Genomic DNA, 26,882 nt, shown 5'->3' with positions numbered 1-26,882 from the left:
CGAGATACGAGTACAAAAAGAGTGTTAAGGACTCTCCAATGGATGATTTTTTGTTTTCAGACGAGCCAAGTGATTCGGAAGTACAGGAAAAAAGTGGCACCTGGAAGGTGATCATTGTTGATGATGAACCTGAAGTGCATGCGGTGACCAAGCTCGCGCTCAGCGATTTTGAGTTTCAGAAAAAGCGCCTGGAGTTCCTCAGTGCCTATTCCGGCGAGGAAGCAAAAAAGGTGGTTATGGACCATCCCGACGCTGCGATTGTATTGCTTGATGTGGTGATGGAAACGGATGATGCAGGCCTGAGGGTAGCACAGTACATCCGCGAAACTGCCAAGAACAATAATATCCGCATTATTTTGCGTACGGGTCAGCCAGGCCAGGCACCGGAGCGTCAGGTCATTGTTAATTATGATATCAATGACTACAAATCTAAAACCGAGCTGACGGCGCAAAAGCTGTTTACCGTGGTGATGTCGAGTTTGCGTTCTTATCGGGATATTTTGTCAATTGATCAGTCTCGTCAGGGGCTGGAAAAAATCATCACAGCATCTCGTAATATTTTTGCTTCCCATTCTATTGACCAGTTTATTGAAGGCGTTATACAGCAGCTGACGTCTTTGCTGGGAACCGTGGATGAAGCGATTTACGCCACCTCTTTGGTGGCCAGTAATGATCCCAGCAATAGCAGTGACAAACTGGTGGTATTTACCGGCCGTGGCGAATTTGCCCGAAGTGAAGGCAAGCCCATAGAAGATGTACTGGATACTGAGCAAATGGAAGCATGCCGACAGGCTTTGCAGGACAGAGGGATCGTATACAAGGACAACTATTTGTTTGCCTATTGTTCAAGCGAATATAATCATGCCTCCATGCTGTTTGTTTCGGGGATCCCGGAGTTTCTGACCGACACGCAAAAACACCTGATCAAAATTTTCTCGCAAAACGTACAACTGGCGTATGAAAACGTTCAGTTGCAGGCTGAGATTGAAGACACCCAACAGGAACTGGTTTACCGCCTGAGTGAAGCGCTTGAACAGCGTTCTACTGAGTCGGGAAATCATGTAAAGCGCGTTGCCAACATATGCTATGTAATGGCCAAGCACTATGGCCTGAGCTACCGTGAAGCTGAGCTGATCAGACTGGCTTCGCCCTTGCACGATGTAGGGAATGTGGGTATTCCCGATGCCATTTTAAACAAGCCCAACAAGCTTGCGCCAGAAGAATGGGACGTGATGAAATCTCATACCCAAAAAGGGTATCAGATACTGCGCGACTCGCGCCGTGAAATCGTTAATGCCGGAGCGATGATTGCCCGAGATCATCATGAAAAGTGGGATGGCAGCGGCTATCCGAGCGGTAAAAAAGGCGAGGAGATTCATATTTTTGGTCGTATTGCAGCGATTGCCGATGTATACGACTCTATGCGTCATGAGCGCTGTTATCGCCCAGCATTCAGTCTGGAAGAGGTGATCGCAGAAATTAACAGCCAGAAAGGCAAACACTTTGATCCGAAACTGGTAGACGTATTTAATGAGGTTACAGACGAGCTGGAACAGATCCTGACTCGCTTACAAGATTGATTTTAAAATTTAATAAGGGGCAATTTTGGATTACATGGCACTTAAACACACGCATGTGATGTTTGCAGTTTTAAGTATTATTTTGTTTTATACCCGTGCTATTTCGCGTTTGGCCAGTGGTAAACTGGCAGCCAACAAAGGGGTCTTCATCGCTAGCCACAGTGTGGATACTGTACTGTTGATTTCGGCGGTATCGCTGGCAGTAATGGCGAGTCTGAACCCGGCACAGCAACCCTGGTTGATGGAAAAAATTGTTTTAGTCATTGCATATATAGCGCTAGGTTTCGTGATTGCGAAATCTACAACAAAAGCTAAGCAGGTTGGTGCACTGGTCATGGCAACTGTCACACTGCTGGCCGTTGGTTACCTTGCCAGTGCTAAAAATGCGCTGATACTCTGATAGACATGCGGGCAGCATCGTTGCCCGCTTTCCCTGCCCACATCGTCAATTTTCCTCAAAATAAAAATCCCCTTGGGAATGTGTTGAAAAATGTTACACTAGCCCATTATGACTATAGACAGTAGAAAACAGTTCGTTATTTATGACTGATATCTGGTTCGATGAACACGACACAAGTACGGATCATTTTTCGACGCCTGCCTTGTTACGTTGTATCTGGGCAGAGCCGCACTGGGATGCTCAAGCGGATACTTCACACACGCTATGTTTGCTCGCTGAACTGGAGCAGGCCGTTGACGCTATTTGTTATCAAAATGATGACAAGCATAAGTGTGTAGATGCACTGCTTGATGCGTTTTATACCCAGTGGTTGTTCAGCGGCACAGACCAAAAAGTGCCCGAACACTTGCTCAATAATGTGTGCTATGTGCTTAAAATGCACAGCGGTACCAGTATGGCGTTAGCCCTTATTCTGGTGCATTTGCTGGAGCGAGCACGTCTGAACGCAAGCCTGGCCATTAATCAGGGCGATGTGCTGGTGCATATCGCGTTGAGTGATGAAGAAGGGTACATTATCGACCCAAGCTCCGGCCATCAGTCTTGGTATGTGATCCCGGAAAACGGCGACGACAAAGAGCAGGAACCCATGGAGTTGGTATTTGGCGAGGAAGCTTTTAAGCTTTACCTGGCTCAACAAAAATGGTCCTTTATTGCTGCGGAGAAGTTTGGTCATGCACTAAGCTGTGTGGAGATGTTGATGGAGCTGCTGGGCGATGACCCCTATGAGCGCCGTGACCGAGGCTACCTGCTGAACCAACTTAATTGCCCTAAAATGGCCAAAGATGACCTGCAGTTTTTTGTTGATGAGTGCCCGGATGATCCAACCATTGAACTCATTCAAAATCAAATCGCAGAACTGGCCGATCACAATAATATCCTCCATTAAGTGAGATCAGCGCACTCTGTATGATGGGACTTCTGGGTCAGTCAGTGATCTGGCACGGTCCCCAGGCGGTTTTTGTATAATCAAGGAAACAGAGAGATCCTATGCAAGAGAGTAGTGTACTCATTACCAATAATGCTGTAGTGCTTGGCCTGCTGGCTGTCATTCTGGGGTTCGTATTTTATACCTCCAATCTGAAAACCGGGTTTTGGGCTAAGTTTTATCGCTATGTACCTGCCTTATTGATGTGCTACTTCCTGCCATCTTTATTGAATACCTTCGGAATTGTGGATGGCAGTGGCAACGATGTATATACGGTTGCTAAGTACTTTTTACTGCCAGCTTGTTTGGTACTCCTGACCTTAAGTATCGACCTGAAGTCGATTATGGGGCTGGGTAAACGCGCGATTATTATGTTTCTGACCGGCACGGTTGGCGTCGTACTGGGCGGGCCGATTGCACTGCTCATCACTGCTACATTTATGCCTGAGTTGCTTGGCGTCGAAGGGCCAGAAGCCGTTTGGCGTGGCATGGCAGCATTGGCCGGTAGCTGGATTGGCGGCGGTGCCAACATGGTGGCAATGAAAGAAATTTACGGTGCCGGGGGAGAAATCTTTACCATCATGGTGACCGTGGATATTGTTGTTGCCAACTTATGGATGGCTGGGCTGTTATTTTTGGCTGCCAGGCACAAAGAAATAGATGCGCGCACCGGGGCGGATACGGCATCGATTGAGCGTTTGATTAACAAAGTACAGGCCTTCGAGGCAGAACACGCAAGACGCCCGGAATTGCAAGATTTAATGTTGCTGATTGCCTTTGCCTTTGGTGCAACCGGTCTGGCGCATTTTGCTGCCGATCTCCTGGTCCCTTATTTCGCCAGCAACTTCCCGGAACTGAAAAAGTTTTCTCTGCATTCAAAGTTGTTCTGGATTATCGTGTTGGTGACAACCATCGGCTTGGCATTGTCATTCACTAAGGCCCGTAACTTCGAAGCTGTGGGGGCCTCCAAGGTCGGGAGCAGCTTTTTGTACATTCTGGTCGCAACCATAGGTTTGCACATGGACATCACCAAAATTGTTGAAGCGCCTAAATATGTGGTGATCGGTCTGATCTGGATGGCGGTGCATGTGGGACTATTATTTCTGGTGGCTAAACTCATTAAAGCGCCCGTGTTTTACGTGGCCGTTGGCAGCAAAGCCAACATTGGTGGTGCGGCCTCGGCCCCCGTTGTTGCGTCAGCATTCCACCCGGCACTGGCCCCGGTAGGCGTGCTGTTGGCGGTATTGGGCTATGCATTGGGCACCTACGCTGCCTGGCTGTGCGGACAAATTTTACGTGTGATTGGCAGCTAGCGCTGCCAGTTAGCGACTATTTTAGGAAAGACAATGAATACACAGATTATTAAAGTAGCAGACATCGAAGTTGCTAACGACAAACCTTTCGTGCTGTTTGGTGGCATGAATGTGCTGGAATCACGTGATTTGGCAATGCGCATTGCTGAGCACTATGTTGAGGTGACCAGCAAGCTGGGCATTCCTTATGTGTTTAAAGCCTCGTTTGATAAAGCTAATCGTTCTTCTATTAACTCCTACCGTGGTCCAGGTATGGAAGAAGGGCTTAAAATTTTCGAAGAAATCAAAAGCACTTTTAATGTGCCGTTGATCACTGATGTGCATGAGCCGCATCAGGCGGCTCCGGTTGCTGAAGTCGTTGATGTGATCCAGTTGCCAGCCTTTTTGGCTCGTCAAACCGATCTGGTTGTGGCGATGGCTAAAACAGGCAACGTCATCAACGTAAAGAAACCGCAATTTCTGGCACCGCACGAGATGCATCATATCATCAAGAAGATGAGTGAAGCGGGCAATGAGCGAGTGATCTTGTGTGAGCGTGGCACCAGCTTTGGTTACAACAACCTGGTGGTTGATATGCTGGGGATGGATGACATGAAGCATATGGCACCGGTGATTTTTGATGCCACACATGCGTTGCAGCGCCCGGGGGGCCGCAGTGACTCCGCGGATGGGCGTCGTGCTCAGGCGGCGGAACTGGCACGCAGTGGTATGGCGTTGGGCCTGGCGGGCTTGTTTATTGAAGCGCACCCGAATCCAAATGAAGCCAAATGTGACGGCCCTTGTGCTTTACCTCTGGCTAAGCTGGAAGGCTACCTGCAACAGATGAAAGCCGTGGATGATCTGGTCAAAGGGTTTGCTCCGTTAGATACCAGCGCTGCTGATCTGTAACCCGATAATTGTAGGCGGAGCGTGTTCCGCCATTTCCATCAGCCTGGTTCGGAATTTGTGCCATGTCACGACGATTACCCCCATTAAATGCACTGAAAGCTTTTGAAGCCGCAGCCCGGCATCTGAGTTTTACCAAAGCCGCCGAAGAGTTGTTTGTGACTCAGGCTGCTATCAGTCACCAGATCAAGATTCTGGAAGAGCACCTTGGGGTTAAACTCTTCTTACGTAAAAACAGGTCCTTGCTGTTAACGGAAGAAGGGCAGGGTTACTTCCTGGATATAAAAGAGCTGTTTTCTCAGCTGATCGATGCCACAGAAAAATTACTGGCACGGGGAGCGAAAGGCTCGTTGACGGTTAGTCTGACGCCGAGTTTTGCGATTCAGTGGCTGGTGCCCAGACTGAGCTTGTTTAATGAACTACATCCAGACATTGATGTGCGGATAAAAGCGCAGGACATGGATGAGAACTCATTAACGGATGATGTGGACGTGGCCATCTATTATGGCCGGGGTAGCTGGAGTGGGGTGCAAACGCATAAGCTGCACACTGAGTATCTGGTGCCCATGTGTAGCCCGTTATTGCTCAATGGTCCTAAGCCGCTTAATCAGCCCTGCGACTTGGCAAATCATACCCTGTTGCACGATACCACCCGACGTGCCTGGAAAGCCTGGCTCAAAACCGCAGGAGTACGGAATGTCCCTGCCAATACCGGACCTATTTTTAGCCATTCTTCGATGGTGACTCAGGCGGCTGTGCATGGTCAGGGGATCGCGCTGGGCAACAGTGTACTGGCAAAACCCGATCTGGATGCAGGGCGCTTGATCATCCCATTCAGTCACCATCTGGAAAGTAAAAATGCCTATTATTTGGTATGTCGTGAATCACAGGCGGAATTAGGTAAAATTGTGTCCTTCAAAAACTGGATGCTGGAAATGGTAGAGCAGGAACAACAATGACGCAGAGCGAAGTAAAAATTGATATAGAGTGGCACCACGCTGAGCAACCTCAGGCGCAGTTGGTCCTGGCTCATGGCGCGGGCGCTGGCCGGGACAGTGATTTTATGCAGGATATGGCCACCCGATTGAGTACTCTGGGGGTCACCGTTGGGCTGTTTGACTTTGGTTATATGCAGATAGCGAAGGCACAAGATAAGCGTCGTCCGCCTGAGCGTGCTCCTAAGCTGTTGTCACATTACCGGGATGTCCTGAGTGCTCAGCTGGATACCTTACCTGTGTTTATTGGTGGTAAGTCGATGGGCGGGCGAATGGCTTCGATGCTGGTGTGTGAAGAGGGTATTCAGGTACGGGGTGTGTTTGCGTTGGGCTATCCGTTTCACCCACCGGGCAAACCAGAGAAGCTGCGTACCGAGCACTTTGCTGACATCCCTTGCCCTTTTGTGGTGTTGCAAGGAGAGCGTGATACCTTTGGTAATCATGCTGAGGTCAGTGCTTTGGCAGCGCAAGCTGAAGATCAGAGCTGGCCTGAGCTGGTATGGCTTAAAGATGGTGACCATTCCTTGAAGCCGCGCAAAGCCAGTGGCCTGACAGAAGCGCAAAACCGCCAGCTCGCAGCTGAGACCATTGCAGCTAAAATTGCGGAGATACTCAATGGCTAAGCTATTCTTATTGCTGGGTGGAACATTTTGTATGTTGTCCGTCATGCTGGGGGCTTTTGCTGCCCACGGTCTGAAAAGCCGTTTGAGTGACTATGCTATTGGCATTTTTAAAACCGGCGCTGAATATCAGATGACGCATGGTCTGGCTCTGTTGGCCGTGGCCCTGCTGTTGAAGTGGGGCGTGAAAGTTCAGCTCTCGGGGTATTTATTTGCGACCGGGATTGTCCTTTTCAGCGGCAGTTTGTATTTGCTGGCGCTGACCGGCGCTAAGTGGCTGGGACCGATTACGCCACTGGGCGGACTGTGTTTTATTCTTGGCTGGGCCTGGCTGCTGTTTCAGGTTGCCCGTCAGCCCTTTTAATTGATTAGAGACTTTTTATCACTATGTCTAGTGTGGTTATTTATTGCCGAAGCGGCTTTGAAAGCGATGCAGCGGCCGAAATTACGCATCATGCTGCGTTACATAATGTTGCCGGTTACGTGAAAGCGAAGCCTAATACAGGCTATGTGACCTTTGAGTGTTTTGACCCGGCTCAGAGTGAGCTGCTACTCAAGCAGGTTGATTTTTCTAGCCTGGTATTTGCCCGTCAGTGGTTTGCTGGTGTGCTGTTAAGCAAAATGCCTGTTGAAGACAGGGTGTCTGAGATCAAACAGGTGGTTGGTGATTTTCCTTTGTGTGGCGATCTGCGGGTAGAAACTCCGGATACCAATGAAGGCAAGGAGTTGTCGAAGTTCTGTAAGAAGTTTTCGACGCCACTTGCCAAAGCGCTGGAGAAGCAAAATAAGCTGACCCGCGACCACAAAGCCCATAAGCCAGTCCTACATGTGCTGTTTCTGGCTAACGATACTGCCTATGTTGGTTACTCATTTAGTAACAACAACTCGCCTTTCTTTATGGGGATCCCCAGGCTTAAAATGCCGGCCGATGCCCCCAGTCGCTCAACGCTCAAGCTGGATGAAGCGTTCAACGTTTTTGTCGGTAAAGAAAACGAGCCAGACCGAGTCCGCTCTGGCATGCGTGGCGTAGATTTGGGCGCTTGCCCGGGTGGCTGGACCTATCAGTTGGTGCGCCGTGGGTTATTTGTGGCGGCAATCGACAATGGCCCGATGAACGATGACTTGATGGAAACCGGGCAGGTAAAACACTTCCGCGAAGACGGCTTTAAATACCGTCCAGAAAAGCGCAACATCGACTGGCTGGTGTGTGATATGGTTGAAAAACCAACCCGCGTCAGCGAGCTGATGGTCGACTGGATAGTGAATGGTTTTGTTCGCGAGCTTATCTTCAACCTTAAGCTGCCAATGAAAAAGCGCTTTGATACCGTCTACGAATGTTTGACGCTGATCCGTGATGAGCTGAAAAAGTACGGCGTAGGCTATGAGCTACAGGCCAAACACCTCTATCACGACCGCGAAGAAGTGACCGTGCACATTCAGGTACTGAAAGTACCGCAAAACCTCTACAGCTAAGTTCTGTTCGGCGGTAGTCTTGTTGATTGTCGCCTGTTCCACTCTTAGCCAAATTGCCACTCATAAAACGAAAAACGGCCTCTGATATTAAGCCTTTTGATCGAGCAGCGTGATTAAATGGTGCAGCCGTGGTTGTAAATTGCCGTAGATATCGGGGTCGGTATTAAATTCATCCAGTCTGTTCGAGATAAAAAGTAACGCATCTTTACTTTTGTGTAAGAGTTCTATGGTGTTGATTGTATCGTCACTTAGCTTGCCCTCCAGTAAGGAGAAAAAACAATCTGCTATTGCTGATTTATCAAATTCGTCGTGTCTGCACGTGATGATAAAGCGAACAAAATAGGGCAAATAAGCCATCATTAAATTGGCTGGCATAAACCTGAGCTCATCTGTACGCTCAATAAAATTGATTTGAAACCGCGTTATTATCTTTCGCTCAGGCTGGTTAAAAAACACAGATTTCGCATAGATTAAACCAGGGTCCGCTTCACTGTTTTGAATTGCGTCATTCCATTGTTTTTCAGATATATTGACTGGCATTTCGTATTAGTCCTGATTGTATACGCAGGCCCATGGCCGACCCCTGCAAAAGAGTACTTATAATATTCCATATGAAGTCGTATCCAAGATCTTTTACTTAATTTAGTCTTACAAATCTACAGGTACTTTGTCGTTTGGTAAGCCAAAGGCCATGACTTATCGACTCCTGTTGAGGGTGAGAGATTGACTGGGCAAGCAAAAGCGCTGACACTCAGGCTTTCGATTTTATATTATTTAAGGAAGAATCTATGATATCACGTGGCACACTCTACTATTTATGCGGCAAGATGGGGGCTGGCAAATCCACCCTGTCGCGCCAGCTGGCTCAGGAGCATCAGGCAGTGGTGCTGTCTGAGGATGACTGGCTGGCGGCGCATTACCCGGGCCAAATCAATACCTTTGATGATTACATCGAGAAATCCCGGTTAATCAAACCTTTTATCAAAGCCCATGTACAAAGCCTGTTGCAACTAGGTCTGAATGTGGTAATGGATTTTCCGGCTAATACCCGGCGACAACGCGCCTGGTTTGTTGAGCTGAGCGAAGCGGTACAGGCTGAACATCAGCTTTACTATCTGGATGTCAGTGATACACAGTGTTTGGCACAATTAGCCAAGCGCCGTAGTGAACAGCCAGCGCGAGCACAGTTTGATAACGAAGCGGTGTTTTATCAGGTTAGCCAGTATTTTGAACCACCTGAAGCAAATGAACACCTGACTTTAGTTTGCAGGGAGCGCATCAATGAGAGTTAGGTTTATATTGCCAGTGATGATTTTATTTTCCGGTTGTCATACAGTCAGGGTTGATGTGCCTTTGACGAGTAAACTACTGGGTGTGTGGACGATGACTGATGCCGGCCCGAATCTCAGAACTACTCAGGTTTGTGAGTTTTTTTGAAAAAGCGCAGCGAACGTGTATTGTCGAAGAGGTTTTTTCCTCTGCTCAATTCGGGGAAGCACACAGAAACAAGGTAACAGGCACCTGGAGACTGGAAGGTGAAATGCTCTCGGTGACCGAAACACTCAACTTCTCGTCTGTTGAGCACCAGTTTCAGTTTAAGGTGAAAAGTACCACTGCCAAACAGCTCGTACTTGTTTCTGAGCACGGCGACGTCACAACCTGGCATAGAGTGGAACGCTGAGCATGATGTTGGGCAACTGCACACCCGAAATTCAGTCTGGCAGTTGTTGTTCAAGCGCCGTCAAAGTCTCTCCTGCGCCATCAAAATCAAAATCCTCAATCTGGGTAAACAGTTGTTCTGCCAACGCTTGTCGAGGGGTGCCGCTGAGCGCTTCGAGCAGTGTTTCAGCCCGGTCGCTGGCATCCATATCAGAATCACTGATCATGCCTCTGAGCTCCGCGAGTAAGGCCGCGATATCAATATCCTGATGTGCGTTTGCTGGAAGACTTGTTTCGCTGCTGTGTTCACGGGCTTGCTGCTCATTCAATGACAGTTTAAGTGCATCAATAAGCGTCGTCAGGTTGATTAATAGCTCATCCAATACGGGTTGTACAGGTGCATTGTTAGCACAGGCGGTTTCTAATTCAGCGGCCAGCTGCGCGACCTGAATTGCCCCAACATTTCCAGCGCTGCCTTTGAGCGTATGGGCACACCGCATCGGCCCCTTTGGATCGGCGTCGGTCTGCGCCTCGGCGAAGGCGTGTGCAAATTGAGTCTGTTTGTCACAAAAGCGCATCAGCAGCTTTTTGTACAGGGCTATGTCGCCTTCACTGATGGCCAGTCCAGCCTGGGTATCCAGCCCGGTAATCGTCGATAAGTTCCCTGGTTCATCTGGTTTTACTGAAGGCAGACGTTCGCTGCTGGTGGATATATTCGTTGGCTGTGCTGGGGTTATCCAGCGAGCGAGTGTGGCGAACATTTTGCGTGGATTCAGGGGTTTTTCAATGATGTCATTCATGCCACATTCCAGCGCCTTTTGACGATTATCGAGCATCACACTGGCGGTCATAGCAATGACTGGCAGGTCCTGCCATCTGGGCTGTTGACGGATAGCTTCGGTCGCGCTGTATCCATCCATCACTGGCATCTGGCAGTCCATGAGCACGCCGTCGTAATCACGCTGTTGCAGCATTTCCAGTGCCAGCTGACCATGTTCGGCGACATCAACCCGAATACCATTTTTTTCCAGCAAGGCTATGGCCAGCTCCTGGTTTAGGTCATTGTCCTCTACCAGCAGTAAGTGAGCGCCCGCGACAGAATCAGGCTGTTCATCAGTGGTCGTATCGTGTTGCTCGTAGGTACTTGGGTCGCCGAACAGACTGAGCAGGCAGGCGGCAAGCGGCTTGGGGAAAACTGGTTTTGATAGGGTATAGCTGACATCGGCTTCTGTGCTATCCCCGTTATGATTTAGCAGTACGACGGGTAGCTTCGCGCGCAGCGGGTCGGGTAAAGCATGCATACTGCGACTGTCAGCCAGAATGAATTGTGCTTTCACCAAAGCTTCTGCATCCTCGTTGAGGCAGTCTTTGCTGACAGGCTCTGCGCTGATCTCAAAGGCGTGCAGGTAGCGTTTCAGGGTCGCCGCGGCATACTGATTGTCATCAACAATGATGGCATGCTGCACGGACAATGCCGGCAAAGTTGCGTTGTTGCAGTCACACAGTTGCACCACAATCTCAAACGCAAAAGTACTGCCTTCACCGGCAATACTCTGGCAGCTGATCTGACCGCCCATCAGCTCCACCAGCTTTTTACAGATGGCGAGCCCCAGACCGGTTCCACCATATTTACGGGTTGTTGAAGTATCCGCCTGGCTGAAGGATTTAAACAGTTTTTGCTGTTGCTCCTCGGTCATACCAATGCCGGTGTCTATGACCGCAAATGCCAGTGTGAGGGTTTCTTTGTCGCCTGCCTGTGGCGATACATCAATGATCACATCACCGCCTTCATCGGTGAACTTGATGGCATTGCTACCTAAATTTAACAATATTTGTGAGATCCGCAGTGGGTCGCCTATCAGGCGTGCCGGGATCCCGGGATCCAGCATGACACACAGCTCAATGTCTTTTTCCCGGGCTTTGATGGCTAACAGGTCAATGCTCTGAGTGAGGGTTTCTTCCAGGTCAAACTCGATGGCTTCAATATCCAGCCGACCAGCCTCAATTTTAGAAAAATCGAGAATATCATTGATGATCCCAAGGAGTGACTCGGCACTGCGATTGATCTTCTCCACATAGTTGCGTTGCTGACGATTCAAAGCCGTTTGCAGTGCCAGGTAACTCATACCAATGATGGCGTTCATGGGGGTGCGGATTTCATGCGACATATTTGATAAAAAGTCGGACTTGGCCTGAGTGGCACTTTCCGCTTTATCTTTGGCTTTTTGCAGAGCTACCTGTAGCGCTTTGGCATCGCTGATATCCATGTGGATCCCAAACACTTCCTTACCACCAGGGCCATGTTTGGCCACGACACTGCGGCCAATGCTGAGGATCCATTTCCAGCTACCATCGGCACATTTCATCCGCATTTCATGGCGAAAGGTATCGCTTTCGCCCCGCGCATGGACCAGTAACGCGTCTTCGGTAGCACTCAAGTCGTCGGGGTGAATGAGTTGGTGCCAGCGGGCAATACTGGGGCCATAGCGTTGCTCAAGCTCATCACACTGGTAGCCCAGCATTTCTGACCAGACCTCATTGGTGATCAGCTGGCCACTGCTGATATCCCACTCCCAGGTGCCCGCGTTGGCGCCGGACATTGCCAGTTCCAGCCGTTGTTCTGCTTCTTTGAGCTCGCCATAGGACAAGGAATTTGCCAGGGCGACGGCAAGGTGGTTGGCCACCACCCGTAATATCGCCCGTTGCGCGCGGGTGAGCGCATGCTCATGGTTAAATTGCAGGGTAAATACGCCCAGCACCTCACCGTCGACCACCAGCGGAGCACAAAAAACACTTTGTGTGGCGTCACCGTGGAGATTGTCTGCGGCATCCAGCGCCAGTTTCTGCCAGTCCTGGGGGCAGGCCGCATACACTTGGGTAGCTTCTTTGACACAATACACGTCGGCACCGCGGCTGGTGGTGAGCTTGCTGATCAACGCTGAAAACGGTTCATCATCCTGCACGGCATAAATGTAATCAATATACTGCTGGTCGCGGTGGTAAATACCTACCGCGCAAAACTCACAGGGTAAGGTTTGCTTTAAGTGTTGATAGATGGTTTCGCAAATGACCTTCATGTCATAGGTTGCGGCGACTTCTTTACCTACTTCACCCAGTACCACCAGGTCCTGAGTGCGCTGAGCAACTTTTTGTTCCAGTTTTAAGCTGGCCAGACGCAGTCTGCGCTCTCGGATGTGCACTATAGTGACGATCGAGATAATGAGCACTGCAGGCAATAGTACTTTAAACCACAAGGTTTCATACCAGGCTGGCAGCGAAATGATCTGTAGCCCAATTGGAGTGTCATTCCAGACACCATGATTATTACTGCCTAACACTTGTAACACGTACTCTCCGGGTGGCAGCGACCGATAGTTGGCGCGTGGCGTATCTGTGATTGCACTCCAGTCGGCATCGTGTCCCAATAACTTATAGCGGTAGCGGTTATCTTCAGTCGCATGGTAATCCAGTGCGGCGAAATACACGGCCAGATTTCTGTCTCTATGGGTAAATTCAATGCCGGTATCGAGTTTATTTAGGCGTTCGCCATCTAAATCGGCATGCGTAAAGACCAGTGGTGGCGGTGAGATATTGACATAGACAGTAAGCGGATTAAATCCGGTAATGCCATCTATGCTGCCAAACAGGATCTGTTCATCAAAGGTCACAAATGAGCGTGCCAGGAAGTGGTTGTTACCCAGTCCGTCATGGGTGGTAAACTGATGAAAGATCCCACTGAGCGGGTCAAGCTGAAACACACCGCCAGAGGTTGCCAGCCACAACAGTCCCAGTTCATCAGCAACAATGGATTTCACCGCAAAATTGGCTTGTGAGGTGGTATTACTAAAGCGCCGAAACTGGCCCTGATCGAGTGCGAAACGGGTAATGCCGTTATTGCTGGCAAACCACAGGTTACGGCCGCTTTGAATACCCTGATTGATATGGCGACCATCCAGACTGGTGGGGGTGTTATCGGGCAGGTAGTGCTGTATTTGTGTTAAGTCCGGGCTCAGGCGAAACAGGCCATCCCCGTCGCTGCCTATCCAGACCTGATCATCGCTGTCAATCAACACAAAAGTGGGGTCTGTATTGGGTAAGAAGTGCTTTACTTCACCGCTTGGTGGGTGCCAGCGTGTGACTCTGCGTTCACCGGCAATGATTAGCCAAAGCCATCCCTGAGTATCAAAATTAATGTAGTCGACGGGGGAGTTTTCTCGCACGCCTGGTGGCATAAAGGGCGTCAAAGTGCGCGTTAGCTCATCGACTTTAAACAGCCCAAAACTGGTACCTGCATAAAGCTGGCCATCAATGTCCCGGTTGAGGTGGTGTACTCTGAGCCGATAATCGCCCGTCAGCTCCTCAGGCGAAGCAAACGGGATAAATTGTCCATGGCCATCAAAATGTACCAGACCGCGACCGGTGCCAAGCCACACGCCGCCTTCAATGGCCTGAGCCATACTCAGTACCTGATTAAATAGTCCGGAAAGCTGCTGATCTGCCAGAAAGTGATGCCAGGCCTTAAAGGCGGGCGGGTGAGGGAATACTTTAATGACGCCAGAATAGCGCGTTGCGGCCCACATCAGCCCGGTCTGATCAATTAACACCTGCCGCACGTCTCGGTTTTGCAATAAGGCCAGCTTGCCATCCTGTGCAGTAGGGATGAACTTTTCCTGTATGGGTGAGAAGCGATAGATACCCGCAAATGTTGACAACAGAATGTCACCTTGATGGTGCAACAGACTGGATACGCTCGGCAGGCTGTGTTCATTGAGCTGATAGGTATGAAAGCGCTGCGTGTCCGGATCAAAGTGGCCAAAGCTTGTGCGCGTGGCTACCCAAAGTCGACCATCGGCGGCAACGGAGACCTGCCTGACCTCCGGATGGTCGAGTGACTGTGGTGCCACTTTAAATGCACTAAACTGGCCACTTTGGCGGTCAAGCCGGTAAAGTCCATCTGAGGTACCACACCAGATATTGCCCGCATTGTCCTCGGTTATGCTCCAAACCCGGTTGTTACCCAGGCTGCTTGGGTTGCCCGGTTCATGGGTAAAACGCTCAAACCCGCTGCCATCTGCTTTGAGACGGTTAAGACCGCCGCCATTGGTGCCAATCAACAAGCTGCCATCCGCACTTTCAAATAGGGCTTGTACTTTGTCTGCACCCAGAGACTGCGGATTATCCGGATCATAACGAAAGTGCTGAAATCCTTGCTGAGCGCCTAAAAACAGATTCAGGCCACCGCCCCAGGTGCCAGCCCATAAACGGCCACGGGTATCAAATAGTAAGACACTGACACTGTCAGCAGACAGTGAATGAGGATCGTTCGGGTCGTGTTTAAAGTTACTAAATTGATAGCCATCATAGCGTTTAATGCCGTCTGCGCTGCCAAACCACATAAACCCCTGCTGATCTTTACTGACAGCGTAGATCTGTGGGGTATTCAAGCCGTTATAAGTGGCGATATTCTCAATTTTTAGTGTCGTGGCCAGTACTTTTTGAGCGAAGAGCACACACAAGAGCAATTTCACCGCTAAACTAACAGTGAGTGCAAAACCGTAGCGCAGTGTTTGGGTCGGGCATAAAACTGAGGTGACGGACATAGCGTTGGCCTGCTGGCTGGTCAGTTAATTCGTTGTACAAATGTTAGACAGATAATAATAACATGTGCACAATAACAGCAAATAAATTTTCTGACCTTGCAACACCTTAACTGTGCCGGCCTCATTGGGAGGCAGTTGGCTTTAGGAGAGAAGAATGGACAATGGCAGTGCAGTAACCACTATGACCATCCTGGTTGTTGAAGCGCACGAGACCATTCGCTCTATGGTGGCTAATATTGTGACCGGTCTTGGGCGGGTCAATGTGTTACAGAGCCCCAATGGTGCCGATGCCCTCGATAAGTTGCAATATCAGGATATTCACCTCATTATCGCCGACTGGATGCTGCCCAAGCTGGCGGGGATCGACTTATTAAAAGAAGTGCGGAAAAACCCGCGTACGGCAGCCATCCCGTTTGTCATGACTGCCACCTCTATACAGCAATCTCAGGTGCTACAGGCCATTAAATGTGGTGTGTCTGAATATGTGGTAAAGCCTTTTTCCAGTAAAATCATGTTAGAACGGCTGCGCAGGGCGCTGAATAAACCTGTTCGGCCCTACCATGGAGAAATGGGCGAAGAAGAAGCAGTTGTGGAGCAACCCATTCAGGTGCTGGTGGTTGATGATGTCGCAGACAATATCAAAATTATTGGTGATGTGCTGCGTAAAGAGTACAAGGTCAAAGCAGCGCTGAGTGGTGCAAAAGCCTTGCAGATCTGCGCTGCTGAACCGCAACCCGACTTGGTCTTACTGGATATTATGATGCCGGGTATGGATGGGCTGGAAGTATGCCGTCGCCTCAAAGACGACCCACATACTCAGCATATTACCGTGATTTTTTTAACCGCGCTGGAACAAACCGAGCACGTTGTGCGGGGGCTTGAGCTTGGCGCGGTCGATTACATTACCAAACCGGCCAACCCATCAGTGGTAAAGTCTCGGGTACGAGCCCATTGCCGTAATATTGAATCGAATCGCCTGATGCGTGCACAGATAGATGCGATGCTGGATAATGCCAGGCTGCGGGACGAGTTTGACAGCCTGACCCAAACAAACCTTGCAAAACCGGTGTCGGATATTCGTAGCTCAACGGCATTGCTTGCACGGCACATTAAAGATCCGGAGCGAGCAAAGCGGTATCTGAGCTATATTCAACATAGTTGTTTGCGTCTCCAACATGCCATGGACAGTATGTCAGCGCTGGCAAAAATCGAAGCGAATGAGTATCGGCTCAACCCGCTCAATCACCCCCTGCACAAAGTGATTGAATCCGTGCTGGAAGATTTAGCCCCGTTGGTAGAAGAACACAAAGTTCAGCTACGTACCGTGGTGTCTAAAGATCTCATGTTTTTTGGTGAGCCAGCGCTGTGTTATACCTTATTTCATAACCTAATCACTAACGCGTTGGAGGCTGTGAATGCTAAGCCCCTGGTGACCATCAGTGCGCAGCCAGCGGAGCAGCAACTCACGGTGATCATTCAAAATCCAGACCCCATACCGGACGGCGTCAGAACGCGTTTCTTCGACAAGTTTGTGACCTTTGGTAAGCCTGACAGAGCAGGGGTAGGCACTTACACCGCCAAATTACTTGCCGAAGCGCAGCATGGACAGATAGCGTTTAATACCGATGAGCAACGCGGCACTGAGGTGACGGTGAGTTTGCCGTTAGGAGAAAAAGTAAGTTAGTCTCCCGAGCAGCTGATGTTGCCCGGGAAGAAAGTGCTGAGAGTTAATTGCGATATTTAGGGCGATAATTCTCGACCCACAATTTCGTGGCCCCGCACACCGCGGCCGGCATCACAATCAGATTCACTATTGGAATGCTGGTCAGCACCATGACAGCAAAGCCAAAGCCATATGACAGGCCCTGATGCGCTTTTAAGGTATCCTTCATCTCTTTGAAAGAGATTTTATGATTATCAAACGGGTAGTCGTTATACTGCACATTGTACATCCAGCACGAAAATAACACCCAAAGTATCTGGCCAATCAGCGGCAGCATCCACAACAGGATGAAAAAGCCAATGGCACGCGGCAGGTAGTAAACCAGCTTGCTCCATTCGCGCCCCAGCATACGTGGCACATCTTTTACCAAATCGGCAAAGCCATCATCGTTAATTTTTTGCCCGGTCAGAAACAGCTCGACCTTCTCAGAAAGCAAGCCATTGAATGGCGCGGCGATAAAGTTAGTGATCACAGAAAATACCAAACTGTAGCTGAATAAAATCACGAGTACGGCAATGGGCCACATTAACCATTCCAGCCAGCTGAGCCAGTCAGGTAACAAATCATTGAGATAAGCAAAGCCTTGTGTCAGCCAGTCATATAGGAAAAACAATGAGCCGCCAAACAACATCACATTGATAAGTAGTGGAATAAACACAAAACGTTTAAGTCCTTTTTGGCTCAACAATGAAAAGCCCGCGACAAAATATTCCATCCCCTTGGTAAGTTGCATTGAGATACCTCTGTACTGAAAGTTCTGCCTTCATTATAAATCCGGGCAACATAAAAAGGGCAGTCTAATCAGTAACAAATTGTGCATGCTTTGCCATCTTATTGTGTTTTAGTCAGTTTTTTGAGTAGATGGTGGTTTTGCCAAGGGCTTTGGCAGGCCCGGGGTACAATTAATTTGCAGATTATTGCACTTTGCTGGTTGAAACAGCATCTGCTTGCCTATACATTGAAAATATCGTCGTGAGGGAGTTTGCCCATGCAATCGCGTTTTTGGTTATTAGCATTGTGTCTGATGGTGTCACTGACAGTGAACGCCGCTGGCAGCAGTGCGTCAGTCAAAACCACGCAGCTGTCAGAGCTTTTAACCGATCCGGACGAAGGTAAGCTAGACAGTGACCTTGATATTCCTTTACCTGGTGCAACCAAACAGGAATCCATTCAGCCTGTCCGAGATTTTCTCGATATCGTTAGCCTATACCATCCGTTTACTCACTATCACCAGGGGATCCGAGCCCCACCTTTCGCCGTTTAAGCCACTCATTTTTAATTTGAATGTACACGCCTGACTGACAGGCCGTGTCGTGATGTGCTTAAAGTCAGCGCTACTGTTTTAACAACTAAGCGACTGACAACGACCAATGTGAATACACTTAGCCAAAGGCAAGCATCAATCGATTTGTTTATTTGAGATTGATTCGCTGTCTGCTATCAGTGGCAGAGCACCTTGGTCGATTCCCGAAACAGAGGTGAATAATGAATACGTTTAACAGACTCAATACGCTTGATGTGACCACCGACATGCCTGTACAGGCTAATCCATTGATAAATGACGTTGATAACAATGGGCTTGATCGCTTGTCTGTATCGGCACAAAAATACATGCATAATCTGGATGGTCAGAATTCGGTGTGTCTGGACCCGGATACCAGTGTTGATGAAGCCACGCTGGTGCTCAACAAAACCCATGTGGCCTCAATGTTTGTCGCGCAGGATGGCGCATTACTGGGGATTATTTCGCAAGCCCGGCTGGGGAGTCGACATATTTTAAAAGAAGCCCAGTTGCGAGGTTGTCAACGCAATGAGCTGGTTGCCACCGATGTCATGTTGCCATTGAAAACACTCAAGCAGGTGAGCCTGACCGAACTTCGTACCGCGCGTGCTGGTGATGTACTGGTGACCATGGAAGCGCATGGCCTGGATTACTTATTGGTGACAGCACCTGAAACCGGTCAGATTTGCGGTTACTTTGATTTGGTCGAGTTGATCAAGGCTGGTGGTCGCTCTGTTAATCAGCTGCGGCCAGCCGAACACTTTAACGACATTGTGGTGTCTGTGTTGCACCACAGTGAGTTGTAACCCCAATCAACATAGTCCAACCGATTTATTTCCTAAAGTTAATGTAAATTAACGCCAAGGCACCCGCGGGTGCCTTTTTTATTACTCTGGAAATTTAACACCATGACGTTTGGCGTACCAGTAGCACAAAGGTAGTTCAATCAGAGTAAAGGAAATAACGGTAAACCAAGCCCAGTTGACCTCGAACAAGACCAGAGAAAACGATAACCCGGAGTCGTAGTAGACCGAGCCGACAATAGCCAGTGAGACGGCGGTTGCGATTAAATCCTGAACAGAGACCTTTTTCAGATCATTACCAGCGTAGCGGGGGTAAATGACAAAGTAGGCCAAACATAAAATGATGACGTTGAGCAGGATGACCTGAAGTTCAATGGACATAAATACAGCTTATAGGTATGAAGAAGTCCCTATTTTAAGGTGCGCAACGGGACTTTGGCAAGCAAGCTGATGGATGACTCTGCCTTTTCTGTGTCATTGCGGTTATACTTCGCGGGTAAACCAATGAGGTAGGTATGCTGTCGAAAAATCAACAAAAGCTGCTCCGCGCTCTGGCGCAAAAAAAATATCGCAAACAACATGGTCTGTACCTGGTGCAGGGGGCGAAAAATGTCCAGGAGTTGCTCATTGCAGGTAAGCCGGTTAAACACCTCTTTGCCAGCGCCGATTTTATTGCCGATAACCGGGCTTTGTTGGAAGGTCATGACGTGGTGCTGTGCGATGAGGTTGAGCTGAGTAAGGTCAGCACGTTAGTCAGCAACAATGCGGCTATTGCCGTTGCCCAGACTGAGCCACAGGCAGAGCTGAACACGCAAGGGTTGATCCTGGCGCTGGATGATGTATCAGATCCGGGCAACCTGGGTACCATTATTCGAGTTGCGGACTGGTATGGTTTGAGCCAAATTGTACTCAGTGAGCACTGTGCAGATCATCTGAATCCGAAAGTGATCAGCGCGACCATGGGTTCTTTCGCGCGTGTTGCGGTGATCAGAACGGATCTGTGTGCTTTACTGCAAGATTATGATGGCCCGGTTTATGGGGCTTTTTTAGAAGGTGAGAGCGTGCATACGACGCCTTTTGCTGCGCGTGGCATACTCGTGATGGGCAGCGAATCTCATGGTATCAGCGATGCAGTGGCACAGCATATTAATCAGCCCATAACCATCCCGGCATTTGGTGGTGCAGAGTCACTAAACGTGGCGATGGCGACGGGGATCATTCTTGATAACATTAAACGCCACAGCTAAGGTGGTGTGACCTTGAACTCTTGTGTTTGCACTTAAGCTATTGTTTATATGCGTCTGAGCAGCATCAAACTGGCCGGCTTCAAATCCTTTGTTGAGCCGACCAAAATTCCCTTTCCAGAGCCGATGACTTGTGTTGTTGGCCCTAATGGGTGTGGCAAGTCTAATGTCATTGACGCCGTACGCTGGGTACTGGGTGAAAGCTCCGCAAAAAACCTCCGCGGCGATGCCATGACGGACGTTATCTTTAATGGCTCAACTCATCGCAAGCCTGTGTCTCAGGCTTCGGTAGAGCTGCTTTTCGACAATACTCAGGGGCGTCTGCCAGGTTCTATGGCCGATAGGACACAGGTGGCGATCAAGCGTCTGGTAACCCGAGATGGCCAGTCACTGTATTTCCTCAATGGCAGTAAATGCCGTAAACGCGACATCACTGACATCTTTCTTGGCACCGGCCTTGGCCCGCGCAGTTATGCAATTATCGAGCAGGGGATGATTTCGCGACTTATCGAGAGTAAGCCGCAAGAGCTGCGTATCTTTTTGGAGGAGGCCGCCGGTGTCTCCAAATACAAAGAGCGTCGTCGGGAAACGCAGACTCGGATCAAAAGTACTCGAGAGAATCTGGAACGTTTGCTGGATATGCGTCAGGAGCTGCAAAATCAGCTTGACCGGCTGTCTAAACAGGCCGATGCGGCTCGTCAGTATCGAGACCTAAAGGCACAGGAGCGGACTCTGAAAGGCCAGCTGGCGGTGTTAAAGTGGCAGGAGTTACATGCCAGACAGCAGGAAAAAACCATTCAGATCACTAAACTGAATGAGCAATTGACCTTTTTGGAGCAAGCCCATGGTGGTCATGATGATGTGCTGGCCACGTGTGAGCAACAAGTTACCCACTTCAGCGAGGCGCAATCGGAATTACAACAGCAGCTTCATACCACCCAAACTCAGTTAACCCGCCTGGAGCAGCAGAAAATCCATCTGAGCGAAAAACGCCGTGACTTAGTGGATAAACAAACACAGTTGAACGAAGAGATTGCCCAGGCTCAGGCGTTATATGAACAGCAACAACAACATTGTGCAGAATTAGCCGAGCAAGCTGAGATACATCAGGAGGCTGCGCAGATAAGTGCTGAGAAGCTGGCTGAAGCAGAAATATTAAACGAAGAAAAAAACCAGCAGCTGCAAGCATCAGAAGCGGCTAATCGGCAGAATCAGCAGGTACTTGAGCAGGCACGACAGCATGCTCAGCAATGTCAGTTAGCGTTGCAACGTTTAACTCAGCAACAACAGCACTTGACGCAGCAACAAGCGCAATTGGCACAGCAGTTGGCGCAGCATGGTACACAAAACCCGGCTGAGGCATTAGCACTGCAACAAAAAGCGCATCAGGAGTTGGTGCATGCTATGGCCATCTCACAGCAGGAAAACCAGCGCCTGAGTGCCGAGCTACACCGTTTGAACGAGGCAAAAGCGGCGCTACGGCAACAGGTTCAGACGCAGCAGGTCAAACTTGGGCAGGTTCAGGCTCAGGTGCAGGCGCTGGAAAAACTCACCCATGCTCAGCAAAGTGACAGTGAAGATGCCCCCGGTGTGCCTTTGCTCAGTGCTTTAAGGGTCGAATCAGGCCGCGAACAGGTTGTGGAACGTGCGATGCTGGGGCTGGGCTCGCTGCGGATCACAGAACAAGACTATGTCAACCGGATCTGGGCCAGTACAAAAAGAGAGAAAACCCCGAACAGTGTGGCGATGTTAGTCCATTCAGACGTTTACCCCGAGTTTCTCAATCAGATTGAGTGGCTCGGTGAGGCGCGTCACTTTAGCGCACACACAGCGTTTTTTGCCGCCATTGATGATGAAGGCAACTTGTATGGGCATAACTGGCGGGCGCAAGAGACAGATACGCAGTCGGAGAATTTGCTGGCTCATTATAGCGAGCTGCGTGCTCATCAGGCGGCATTGCCGGAGATTGAAGCGCGGCTTAGCGAGCTGGAAGCTGCGCTTGGGCCACTGGAAGCGTCAGCGGTGCACTGTGCCGAGCAGCTTGAAACCAATAAACAGGCTGTTCATGAAGCGGCCAAACAGGTCGCCAGCAGCCAGACTCGAGTGGACATGCTGGTGGCTCAGCAAGCCAACTGGGAACAACAAAGCCATCAACTAGAAAGCAATCAACATGAATTGGCTGAGCAGAGCGAACTGCTGGTGGCACAGCTCGAAGAAAGCGAGCAAATTTTGTGGCAGGCAGAAGAAGCGCAGGAATTACAGCAGCAACAGGTGGATCAGGCGAGCGAATCACTGGATACACTCAAGCGGGCACAGCTTCATCAACAGCAACAACAACGTGACATTCAACAGCAGTATCATCAGGCGAAACTGAAACTCCAGCAGGTTGAAAGTGATGTGCAGCTTGGCCAGACTAAACTCAGCCACCTTGCCCAGGCCCTGGCGCAGGGCACAGAATCACTTGCGCAAGTGCAGCAACAATTACACAGCTGTGAAGAACCCGGTGTTGAGCTGGAGCAACAGCAAACCGAATTGTTGATCCGCCATACCGAGCTGGAGCAAGCACTACAGGATGGCGCGGCAAAACTGAATGAAGCAAAGCAGCAACTGAGTGATAAACAGCTGGCGCTGAAAGATGCTCAGGCACAGAGCACTAAACTCAAAGAGCAACGTCAGCAGTTGGCTTTACAGGAACAAAGTTTAATGGTGAAGGCACAGGCTGTGCTTGAGCCCTTGACAGAGCTGCGTCAGACACTCAAAGACGTTTTGGCTCAGTTACCTGAAGAGGCACAGGCCAGCAGTCATCAGGGTAAACTGACTCGCATTGCCCAGCAACTGAGTTTGTTGGGGGCGGTGAACCTCGCCGCGATTGAAGAATTTGATGAAGCCCAGCAACGCAAGCGGTATCTTGACGAGCAGCTGGACGATCTCAGTGCCGCGCTGGAAACGCTTGAAGGGGCTATTCGTAAGATTGACCGTGAGACGCGTAGCCGTTTTAAAACGACCTTTGATCAGGTTAATCAGGACCTGGCGGAACTGTTTCCCAAGGTGTTTGGCGGTGGTAGCGCCTATCTGGAACTGACCAGTGATGACTTGTTAGAAAGTGGTGTCACCATAATGGCAAGACCGCCGGGTAAGAAAAACTCGACAATTCATCTGTTAAGTGGTGGAGAAAAAGCCCTGACCGCATTATCATTGGTATTTTCAATATTTAGACTAAATCCGGCCCCATTTTGTATGCTGGATGAAGTAGATGCACCGCTGGACGATGCGAACGTAGGACGCTTCTGCCGACTGGTCGAAGAAATGTCGCAAACGGTGCAGTTTATATACATCAGCCACAATAAGGTCGCAATGGAAATGGCAGGCCGGCTGACGGGGGTGACCATGGCGGAACCCGGAGTTTCACGTATGGTTGCCGTAGATATAGAACAAGCAGTGCAAATGGCGCATGCATAATAAGTAAAGGTGAGCAATGGCCACAGAATTAAGATGGGCATTAATCGTGATCAGTGCACTGATCATTGGTGGATTATTGATACATGGCTTATGGTCGGTGAGAAAAAAAGAGAACCAGGACACCGATAGCCCCGCACCCGCAAAAAAACCGGAAACGGCCCCTCAGCCACAACGCGAAGAAGAGCCTCAGCTGGGCGAAATGAGCTTTTCTGCGGTTGATGAGGATAAGCAACCGGCCTCTGCTGAAGCCGATACCGAAGCGACCGAGCAAGCGGAGACTGAGCAGCAGGAATCACCGCAGGAAATGGCGCCGCAGGAGTTTATTATTCTGCATATTGATATGCCTGAAGGACTAACCATGGCCGGCTCTAAGCTTCTACCTTGCGTATTGAGCCTGGGCTTTAAGTACTCTGATGAAGGTTTTTTTAATCGTCATGTTGAATCATCCGGTAATGGTCCGGTCTTGTTCCGTTTGGTTAATATGTACAATCCAGGCACCTTCGATATCGACAATATGGAACAGTTCAGCACCGGTGGCGTGAGTCTGTTTATGACCTTGCCTTGTGAGGGAGACAGCATGGCTGCGTTCAATATGCTACACAGTGCCGCGAAGAAACTCGCCGATGAATTTGGTGCCAGTGTGCTGGACAGCAATCGAGAGCCACTCACTGTGAATACCACCCGTGCCTATGTAGAAAAGGTACGAGAATATACCGTATAAGCGTTAAAGCTGCCTTCGGGCTCAGACGCGACAGAGCCACGGACCCGGGTCCGTGGCTTTTTGTGTTATTAAGAGGTTGTAATGTCAGAAACTATCAGCAAACAAATCAAAGAATTAAGACAGCAATTGGAAGTCTATAATTACCAATACTATGTCTTGGATCAACCAACGGTACCCGATGCAGAATATGACCGTGTAATGCGTGCCCTGATTGAGCTGGAAACTCAGCACCCTGACTATGTAACCCCGGACTCACCGTCTCAGAAAGTAGGCGGTGCGGCGCTGAGTAAATTTGAGCAGGTCACCCATCAGGTCCCTATGCTGTCGCTCGATAACGCGTTTGATGAAGCTGAATTCACTGCTTTTAATCGCCGTATCAAAGAACGCCTGCTGCACAACGAAGAATTGGATTTCTGTTGTGAACCTAAGCTGGACGGTCTGGCTGTCTCTATTCTTTATCGGGATGGTGTGCTGGTTCAGGCAGCAACACGTGGTGATGGCCAGGTGGGTGAAAATATCACCGAGAACGTCAAGACCATCCGCAATATTCCATTGCGCCTGCGTGGCGATGACATTCCCGCGGAGCTGGAAGTACGTGGCGAAGTCTTTATGGACAAAGCGGGGTTTGCTCGCCTTAATGAAACCGCAGCGAAACGGGACGAAAAAACTTTTGCTAATCCACGTAATGCCGCAGCGGGAAGCCTGCGCCAGCTGGATCCTAAAATTACTGCTAAACGGCCACTGATGTTTTACGCCTATTCAATGGGTGTTGTGCAGGGGGCCGAGCTGGCTGATACTCACTATGCTCAGCTACAACAGTTAAAAGAGTGGGGTTTGCCAATGTGCCCGCAAACAAAGCGGGTGACGGGCGCCAGTGCGGCTTATCAGTATTACGAGGCCATCATGGCTGAGCGTGATGCGCTGCCTTACGAAATAGATGGTGTGGTGATCAAGGTCGACCATAAGCCATTTCAGGAGCAGCTCGGTTTTGTCGCACGTGCGCCGCGCTGGGCCATTGCGTTTAAATTCCCTGCACAAGAGGAATTAACTCAATTACTGGATGTCGAGTTTCAGGTCGGTCGTACCGGAGCTATTACACCCGTAGCTCGGCTTGAGCCCGTATTTGTCGGTGGTGTCACAGTGTCTAATGCGACCTTACATAATCGGGATGAAATCGAACGTTTGGGCGTAAAAGTCGGTGATACTGTCATCATTCGACGTGCCGGGGACGTGATCCCGCAGATCACCCAGGTGGTGCTGGAAAAAAGGCCTGCGGATGCCCGTGAGATTACTTTCCCGGCTACCTGCCCGGTGTGTGATTCCCATGTAGAGCGGGTAGAGGGTGAAGCGGTTGCGCGTTGTACTGGTGGCTTAGTGTGCCGTGCACAACGCAAAGAAGCGATTAAACACTTTTCTTCGCGTAAGGCGCTGGACATCGATGGACTGGGTGACAAGATTGTTGAGCAGCTGGTTGAGCGCGAGTTGATCACGACGCCAGCTGAATTATTCATATTACGTCAGGGGCACTTCGAGTCGCTGGAGCGTATGGGCCCGAAATCAGCCAAAAATTTGGTTGCGGCATTGCAGGCAGCTAAACAAACGACTCTGGCCAAGTTTATGTACGCACTTGGGATCCGTGAAGTGGGCGAGGCCACAGCACAAAACCTGGCGAATCATTATCTGACGCTTGAAAACGTGATGAATGCCTCCATTGAGAGTCTACAGGAAGTCAGCGATGTTGGCGTTGTGGTTGCCCAGCATATTCATGCGTTCTTCTCTGAGCCTCACAATCAGAAGGTGGTGAGCGACCTGCTTGAACAGGGGCTGCATTGGCCTGAAATTGCGGCGAAGGAAGAAAGTGAGCAACCGCTTGCTGGTTTAACATACGTTCTGACAGGTACTTTGAGTCAGTTAAACCGCAATGATGCTAAGGCACGATTGCAGGCGCTGGGTGCCAAAGTATCCGGCAGCGTGTCAAAGAATACCCATGCGCTCGTTGCAGGCGAAAAAGCGGGTTCTAAGCTGACTAAGGCGCAGGACCTCGGGATTGATATCCTCGATGAAGCGGCGCTGATTGCACTGCTTGATTCACATCAGGGGTAATTAACAGGCAGGCTGCTAGCCTGCCACAGAATGAGAG

The 26,882-nt window shown here is 49.8% G+C and carries 22 protein-coding genes; 18 read left to right on the top strand and 4 right to left on the bottom strand.

What is annotated here, in order from left to right; translation table 11 throughout:
* Nucleotides 1-38: 38 nt before the first annotated feature.
* The 9 genes from IY568_RS20685 (at nucleotide 39) to rlmM (ending at nucleotide 8,251) form a co-directional block, all read left to right on the top strand.
* The gene (locus IY568_RS20685; protein WP_125564403.1) at nucleotides 39-1,580 is read left to right on the top strand and encodes a DUF3369 domain-containing protein; all 1,542 of its coding nucleotides are present in this window, start codon (nucleotides 39-41) and stop codon (nucleotides 1,578-1,580) included.
* Between the two features lie 25 nt (nucleotides 1,581-1,605).
* Entirely contained in the window at nucleotides 1,606-1,980 is a 375-nt protein-coding gene (locus IY568_RS20680; protein WP_125564405.1) for a SirB2 family protein, read from the top strand.
* A gap of 142 nt (nucleotides 1,981-2,122) precedes the next feature.
* A complete protein-coding gene (locus tag IY568_RS20675) occupies nucleotides 2,123-2,926 on the top strand; it encodes a tetratricopeptide repeat protein (RefSeq protein ID WP_125564407.1) in 804 nt (267 codons plus the stop codon).
* Between the two features lie 101 nt (nucleotides 2,927-3,027).
* A complete protein-coding gene (locus tag IY568_RS20670) occupies nucleotides 3,028-4,278 on the top strand; it encodes a DUF819 domain-containing protein (RefSeq protein WP_194868544.1) in 1,251 nt (416 codons plus the stop codon).
* Between the two features lie 33 nt (nucleotides 4,279-4,311).
* On the top strand, nucleotides 4,312-5,166 hold the full coding sequence (gene kdsA, locus IY568_RS20665) for a 3-deoxy-8-phosphooctulonate synthase (RefSeq protein WP_194868543.1): 855 nt from the start codon (nucleotides 4,312-4,314) through the stop codon (nucleotides 5,164-5,166).
* A 62-nt stretch (nucleotides 5,167-5,228) separates the two neighbouring features.
* A complete protein-coding gene (locus tag IY568_RS20660; RefSeq protein ID WP_194868542.1) occupies nucleotides 5,229-6,122 on the top strand; it encodes a transcriptional regulator GcvA in 894 nt (297 codons plus the stop codon).
* Nucleotides 6,119-6,781 carry an alpha/beta family hydrolase gene (locus IY568_RS20655; protein WP_194868541.1) on the top strand — a complete coding sequence of 221 codons (663 nt, stop codon included), beginning with the start codon at nucleotides 6,119-6,121 and terminating at the stop codon, nucleotides 6,779-6,781. Before IY568_RS20660 ends, IY568_RS20655 begins: the two co-directional genes overlap by 4 nt.
* On the top strand, nucleotides 6,774-7,142 hold the full coding sequence (locus tag IY568_RS20650) for a DUF423 domain-containing protein (protein ID WP_138539637.1): 369 nt from the start codon (nucleotides 6,774-6,776) through the stop codon (nucleotides 7,140-7,142). Before IY568_RS20655 ends, IY568_RS20650 begins: the two co-directional genes overlap by 8 nt.
* A 23-nt stretch (nucleotides 7,143-7,165) precedes the next feature.
* The gene (gene rlmM / locus IY568_RS20645) at nucleotides 7,166-8,251 is read left to right on the top strand and encodes a 23S rRNA (cytidine(2498)-2'-O)-methyltransferase RlmM (RefSeq protein WP_125564416.1); all 1,086 of its coding nucleotides are present in this window, start codon (nucleotides 7,166-7,168) and stop codon (nucleotides 8,249-8,251) included.
* An 87-nt stretch (nucleotides 8,252-8,338) separates the two neighbouring features.
* Here the strand turns inward: rlmM and IY568_RS20640 are convergent, their stop codons facing one another.
* On the bottom strand, nucleotides 8,339-8,791 hold the full coding sequence (locus IY568_RS20640) for a hypothetical protein (RefSeq protein ID WP_125564418.1): 453 nt from the start codon (nucleotides 8,789-8,791) through the stop codon (nucleotides 8,339-8,341).
* 248 nt (nucleotides 8,792-9,039) lie between these two features.
* Between IY568_RS20640 and IY568_RS20635 the strand changes: the two genes are divergently transcribed.
* Together IY568_RS20635 and IY568_RS20630 are read left to right on the top strand one after the other, a co-directional pair.
* The gene (locus IY568_RS20635; protein WP_125564420.1) at nucleotides 9,040-9,543 is read left to right on the top strand and encodes an AAA family ATPase; all 504 of its coding nucleotides are present in this window, start codon (nucleotides 9,040-9,042) and stop codon (nucleotides 9,541-9,543) included.
* A 98-nt stretch (nucleotides 9,544-9,641) separates the two neighbouring features.
* A complete protein-coding gene (locus tag IY568_RS20630) occupies nucleotides 9,642-9,932 on the top strand; it encodes a hypothetical protein (RefSeq protein ID WP_125564422.1) in 291 nt (96 codons plus the stop codon).
* A 31-nt stretch (nucleotides 9,933-9,963) separates the two neighbouring features.
* On the opposite strand, the gene IY568_RS20625 is transcribed toward IY568_RS20630, so the two are convergent.
* Nucleotides 9,964-15,510: a response regulator gene (locus tag IY568_RS20625; RefSeq protein WP_194868540.1), complete on the bottom strand. Its 5,547-nt coding sequence runs from the start codon at nucleotides 15,508-15,510 to the stop codon at nucleotides 9,964-9,966.
* Nucleotides 15,511-15,664: 154 nt separating this feature from the next.
* Between IY568_RS20625 and IY568_RS20620 the strand changes: the two genes are divergently transcribed.
* Nucleotides 15,665-17,194 (top strand): response regulator, encoded by a 1,530-nt coding sequence (locus tag IY568_RS20620; RefSeq protein WP_125564426.1) that lies wholly within the window; start codon nucleotides 15,665-15,667, stop codon nucleotides 17,192-17,194.
* Nucleotides 17,195-17,237: 43 nt separating this feature from the next.
* Here the strand turns inward: IY568_RS20620 and cysZ are convergent, their stop codons facing one another.
* Nucleotides 17,238-17,966 (bottom strand): sulfate transporter CysZ, encoded by a 729-nt coding sequence (gene cysZ, locus IY568_RS20615; protein WP_125564427.1) that lies wholly within the window; start codon nucleotides 17,964-17,966, stop codon nucleotides 17,238-17,240.
* A gap of 255 nt (nucleotides 17,967-18,221) precedes the next feature.
* Here cysZ and IY568_RS20610 point away from each other — a divergent pair, with 255 nt between their 5' ends.
* Both IY568_RS20610 and IY568_RS20605 read left to right on the top strand, forming a co-directional pair.
* Entirely contained in the window at nucleotides 18,222-18,497 is a 276-nt protein-coding gene (locus tag IY568_RS20610) for a hypothetical protein (protein WP_194868539.1), read from the top strand.
* Nucleotides 18,498-18,718: 221 nt separating this feature from the next.
* Nucleotides 18,719-19,321, top strand: a complete 603-nt coding sequence (locus IY568_RS20605) for a CBS domain-containing protein (protein ID WP_125564431.1) — start codon at nucleotides 18,719-18,721, stop codon at nucleotides 19,319-19,321.
* A gap of 81 nt (nucleotides 19,322-19,402) precedes the next feature.
* Here the strand turns inward: IY568_RS20605 and IY568_RS20600 are convergent, their stop codons facing one another.
* Nucleotides 19,403-19,699: a hypothetical protein gene (locus tag IY568_RS20600; protein ID WP_125564433.1), complete on the bottom strand. Its 297-nt coding sequence runs from the start codon at nucleotides 19,697-19,699 to the stop codon at nucleotides 19,403-19,405.
* Nucleotides 19,700-19,833: 134 nt separating this feature from the next.
* Between IY568_RS20600 and IY568_RS20595 the strand changes: the two genes are divergently transcribed.
* From IY568_RS20595 to ligA, 4 genes are all read left to right on the top strand, one after another.
* Nucleotides 19,834-20,565, top strand: a complete 732-nt coding sequence (locus IY568_RS20595) for a TrmH family RNA methyltransferase (RefSeq protein ID WP_194868538.1) — start codon at nucleotides 19,834-19,836, stop codon at nucleotides 20,563-20,565.
* Between the two features lie 48 nt (nucleotides 20,566-20,613).
* The gene (locus IY568_RS20590; RefSeq protein ID WP_194868537.1) at nucleotides 20,614-24,021 is read left to right on the top strand and encodes an AAA family ATPase; all 3,408 of its coding nucleotides are present in this window, start codon (nucleotides 20,614-20,616) and stop codon (nucleotides 24,019-24,021) included.
* A gap of 16 nt (nucleotides 24,022-24,037) precedes the next feature.
* Entirely contained in the window at nucleotides 24,038-24,742 is a 705-nt protein-coding gene (gene zipA / locus IY568_RS20585) for a cell division protein ZipA (protein ID WP_125564439.1), read from the top strand.
* An 81-nt stretch (nucleotides 24,743-24,823) separates the two neighbouring features.
* Nucleotides 24,824-26,845, top strand: coding sequence for an NAD-dependent DNA ligase LigA (gene ligA, locus IY568_RS20580; RefSeq protein WP_125564440.1), 2,022 nt, complete (start codon nucleotides 24,824-24,826; stop codon nucleotides 26,843-26,845).
* Nucleotides 26,846-26,882: the final 37 nt, after the last annotated feature.

Origin of the sequence: Pseudoalteromonas sp. PPB1, assembly GCF_015356275.1 — a bacterium.
GTDB lineage: Bacteria > Pseudomonadota > Gammaproteobacteria > Enterobacterales > Alteromonadaceae > Pseudoalteromonas > Pseudoalteromonas rubra_D.
The sequence above is the reverse complement of the archived record's forward strand: the minus strand, read 5'-3'. Positions and strand labels throughout refer to the sequence as shown.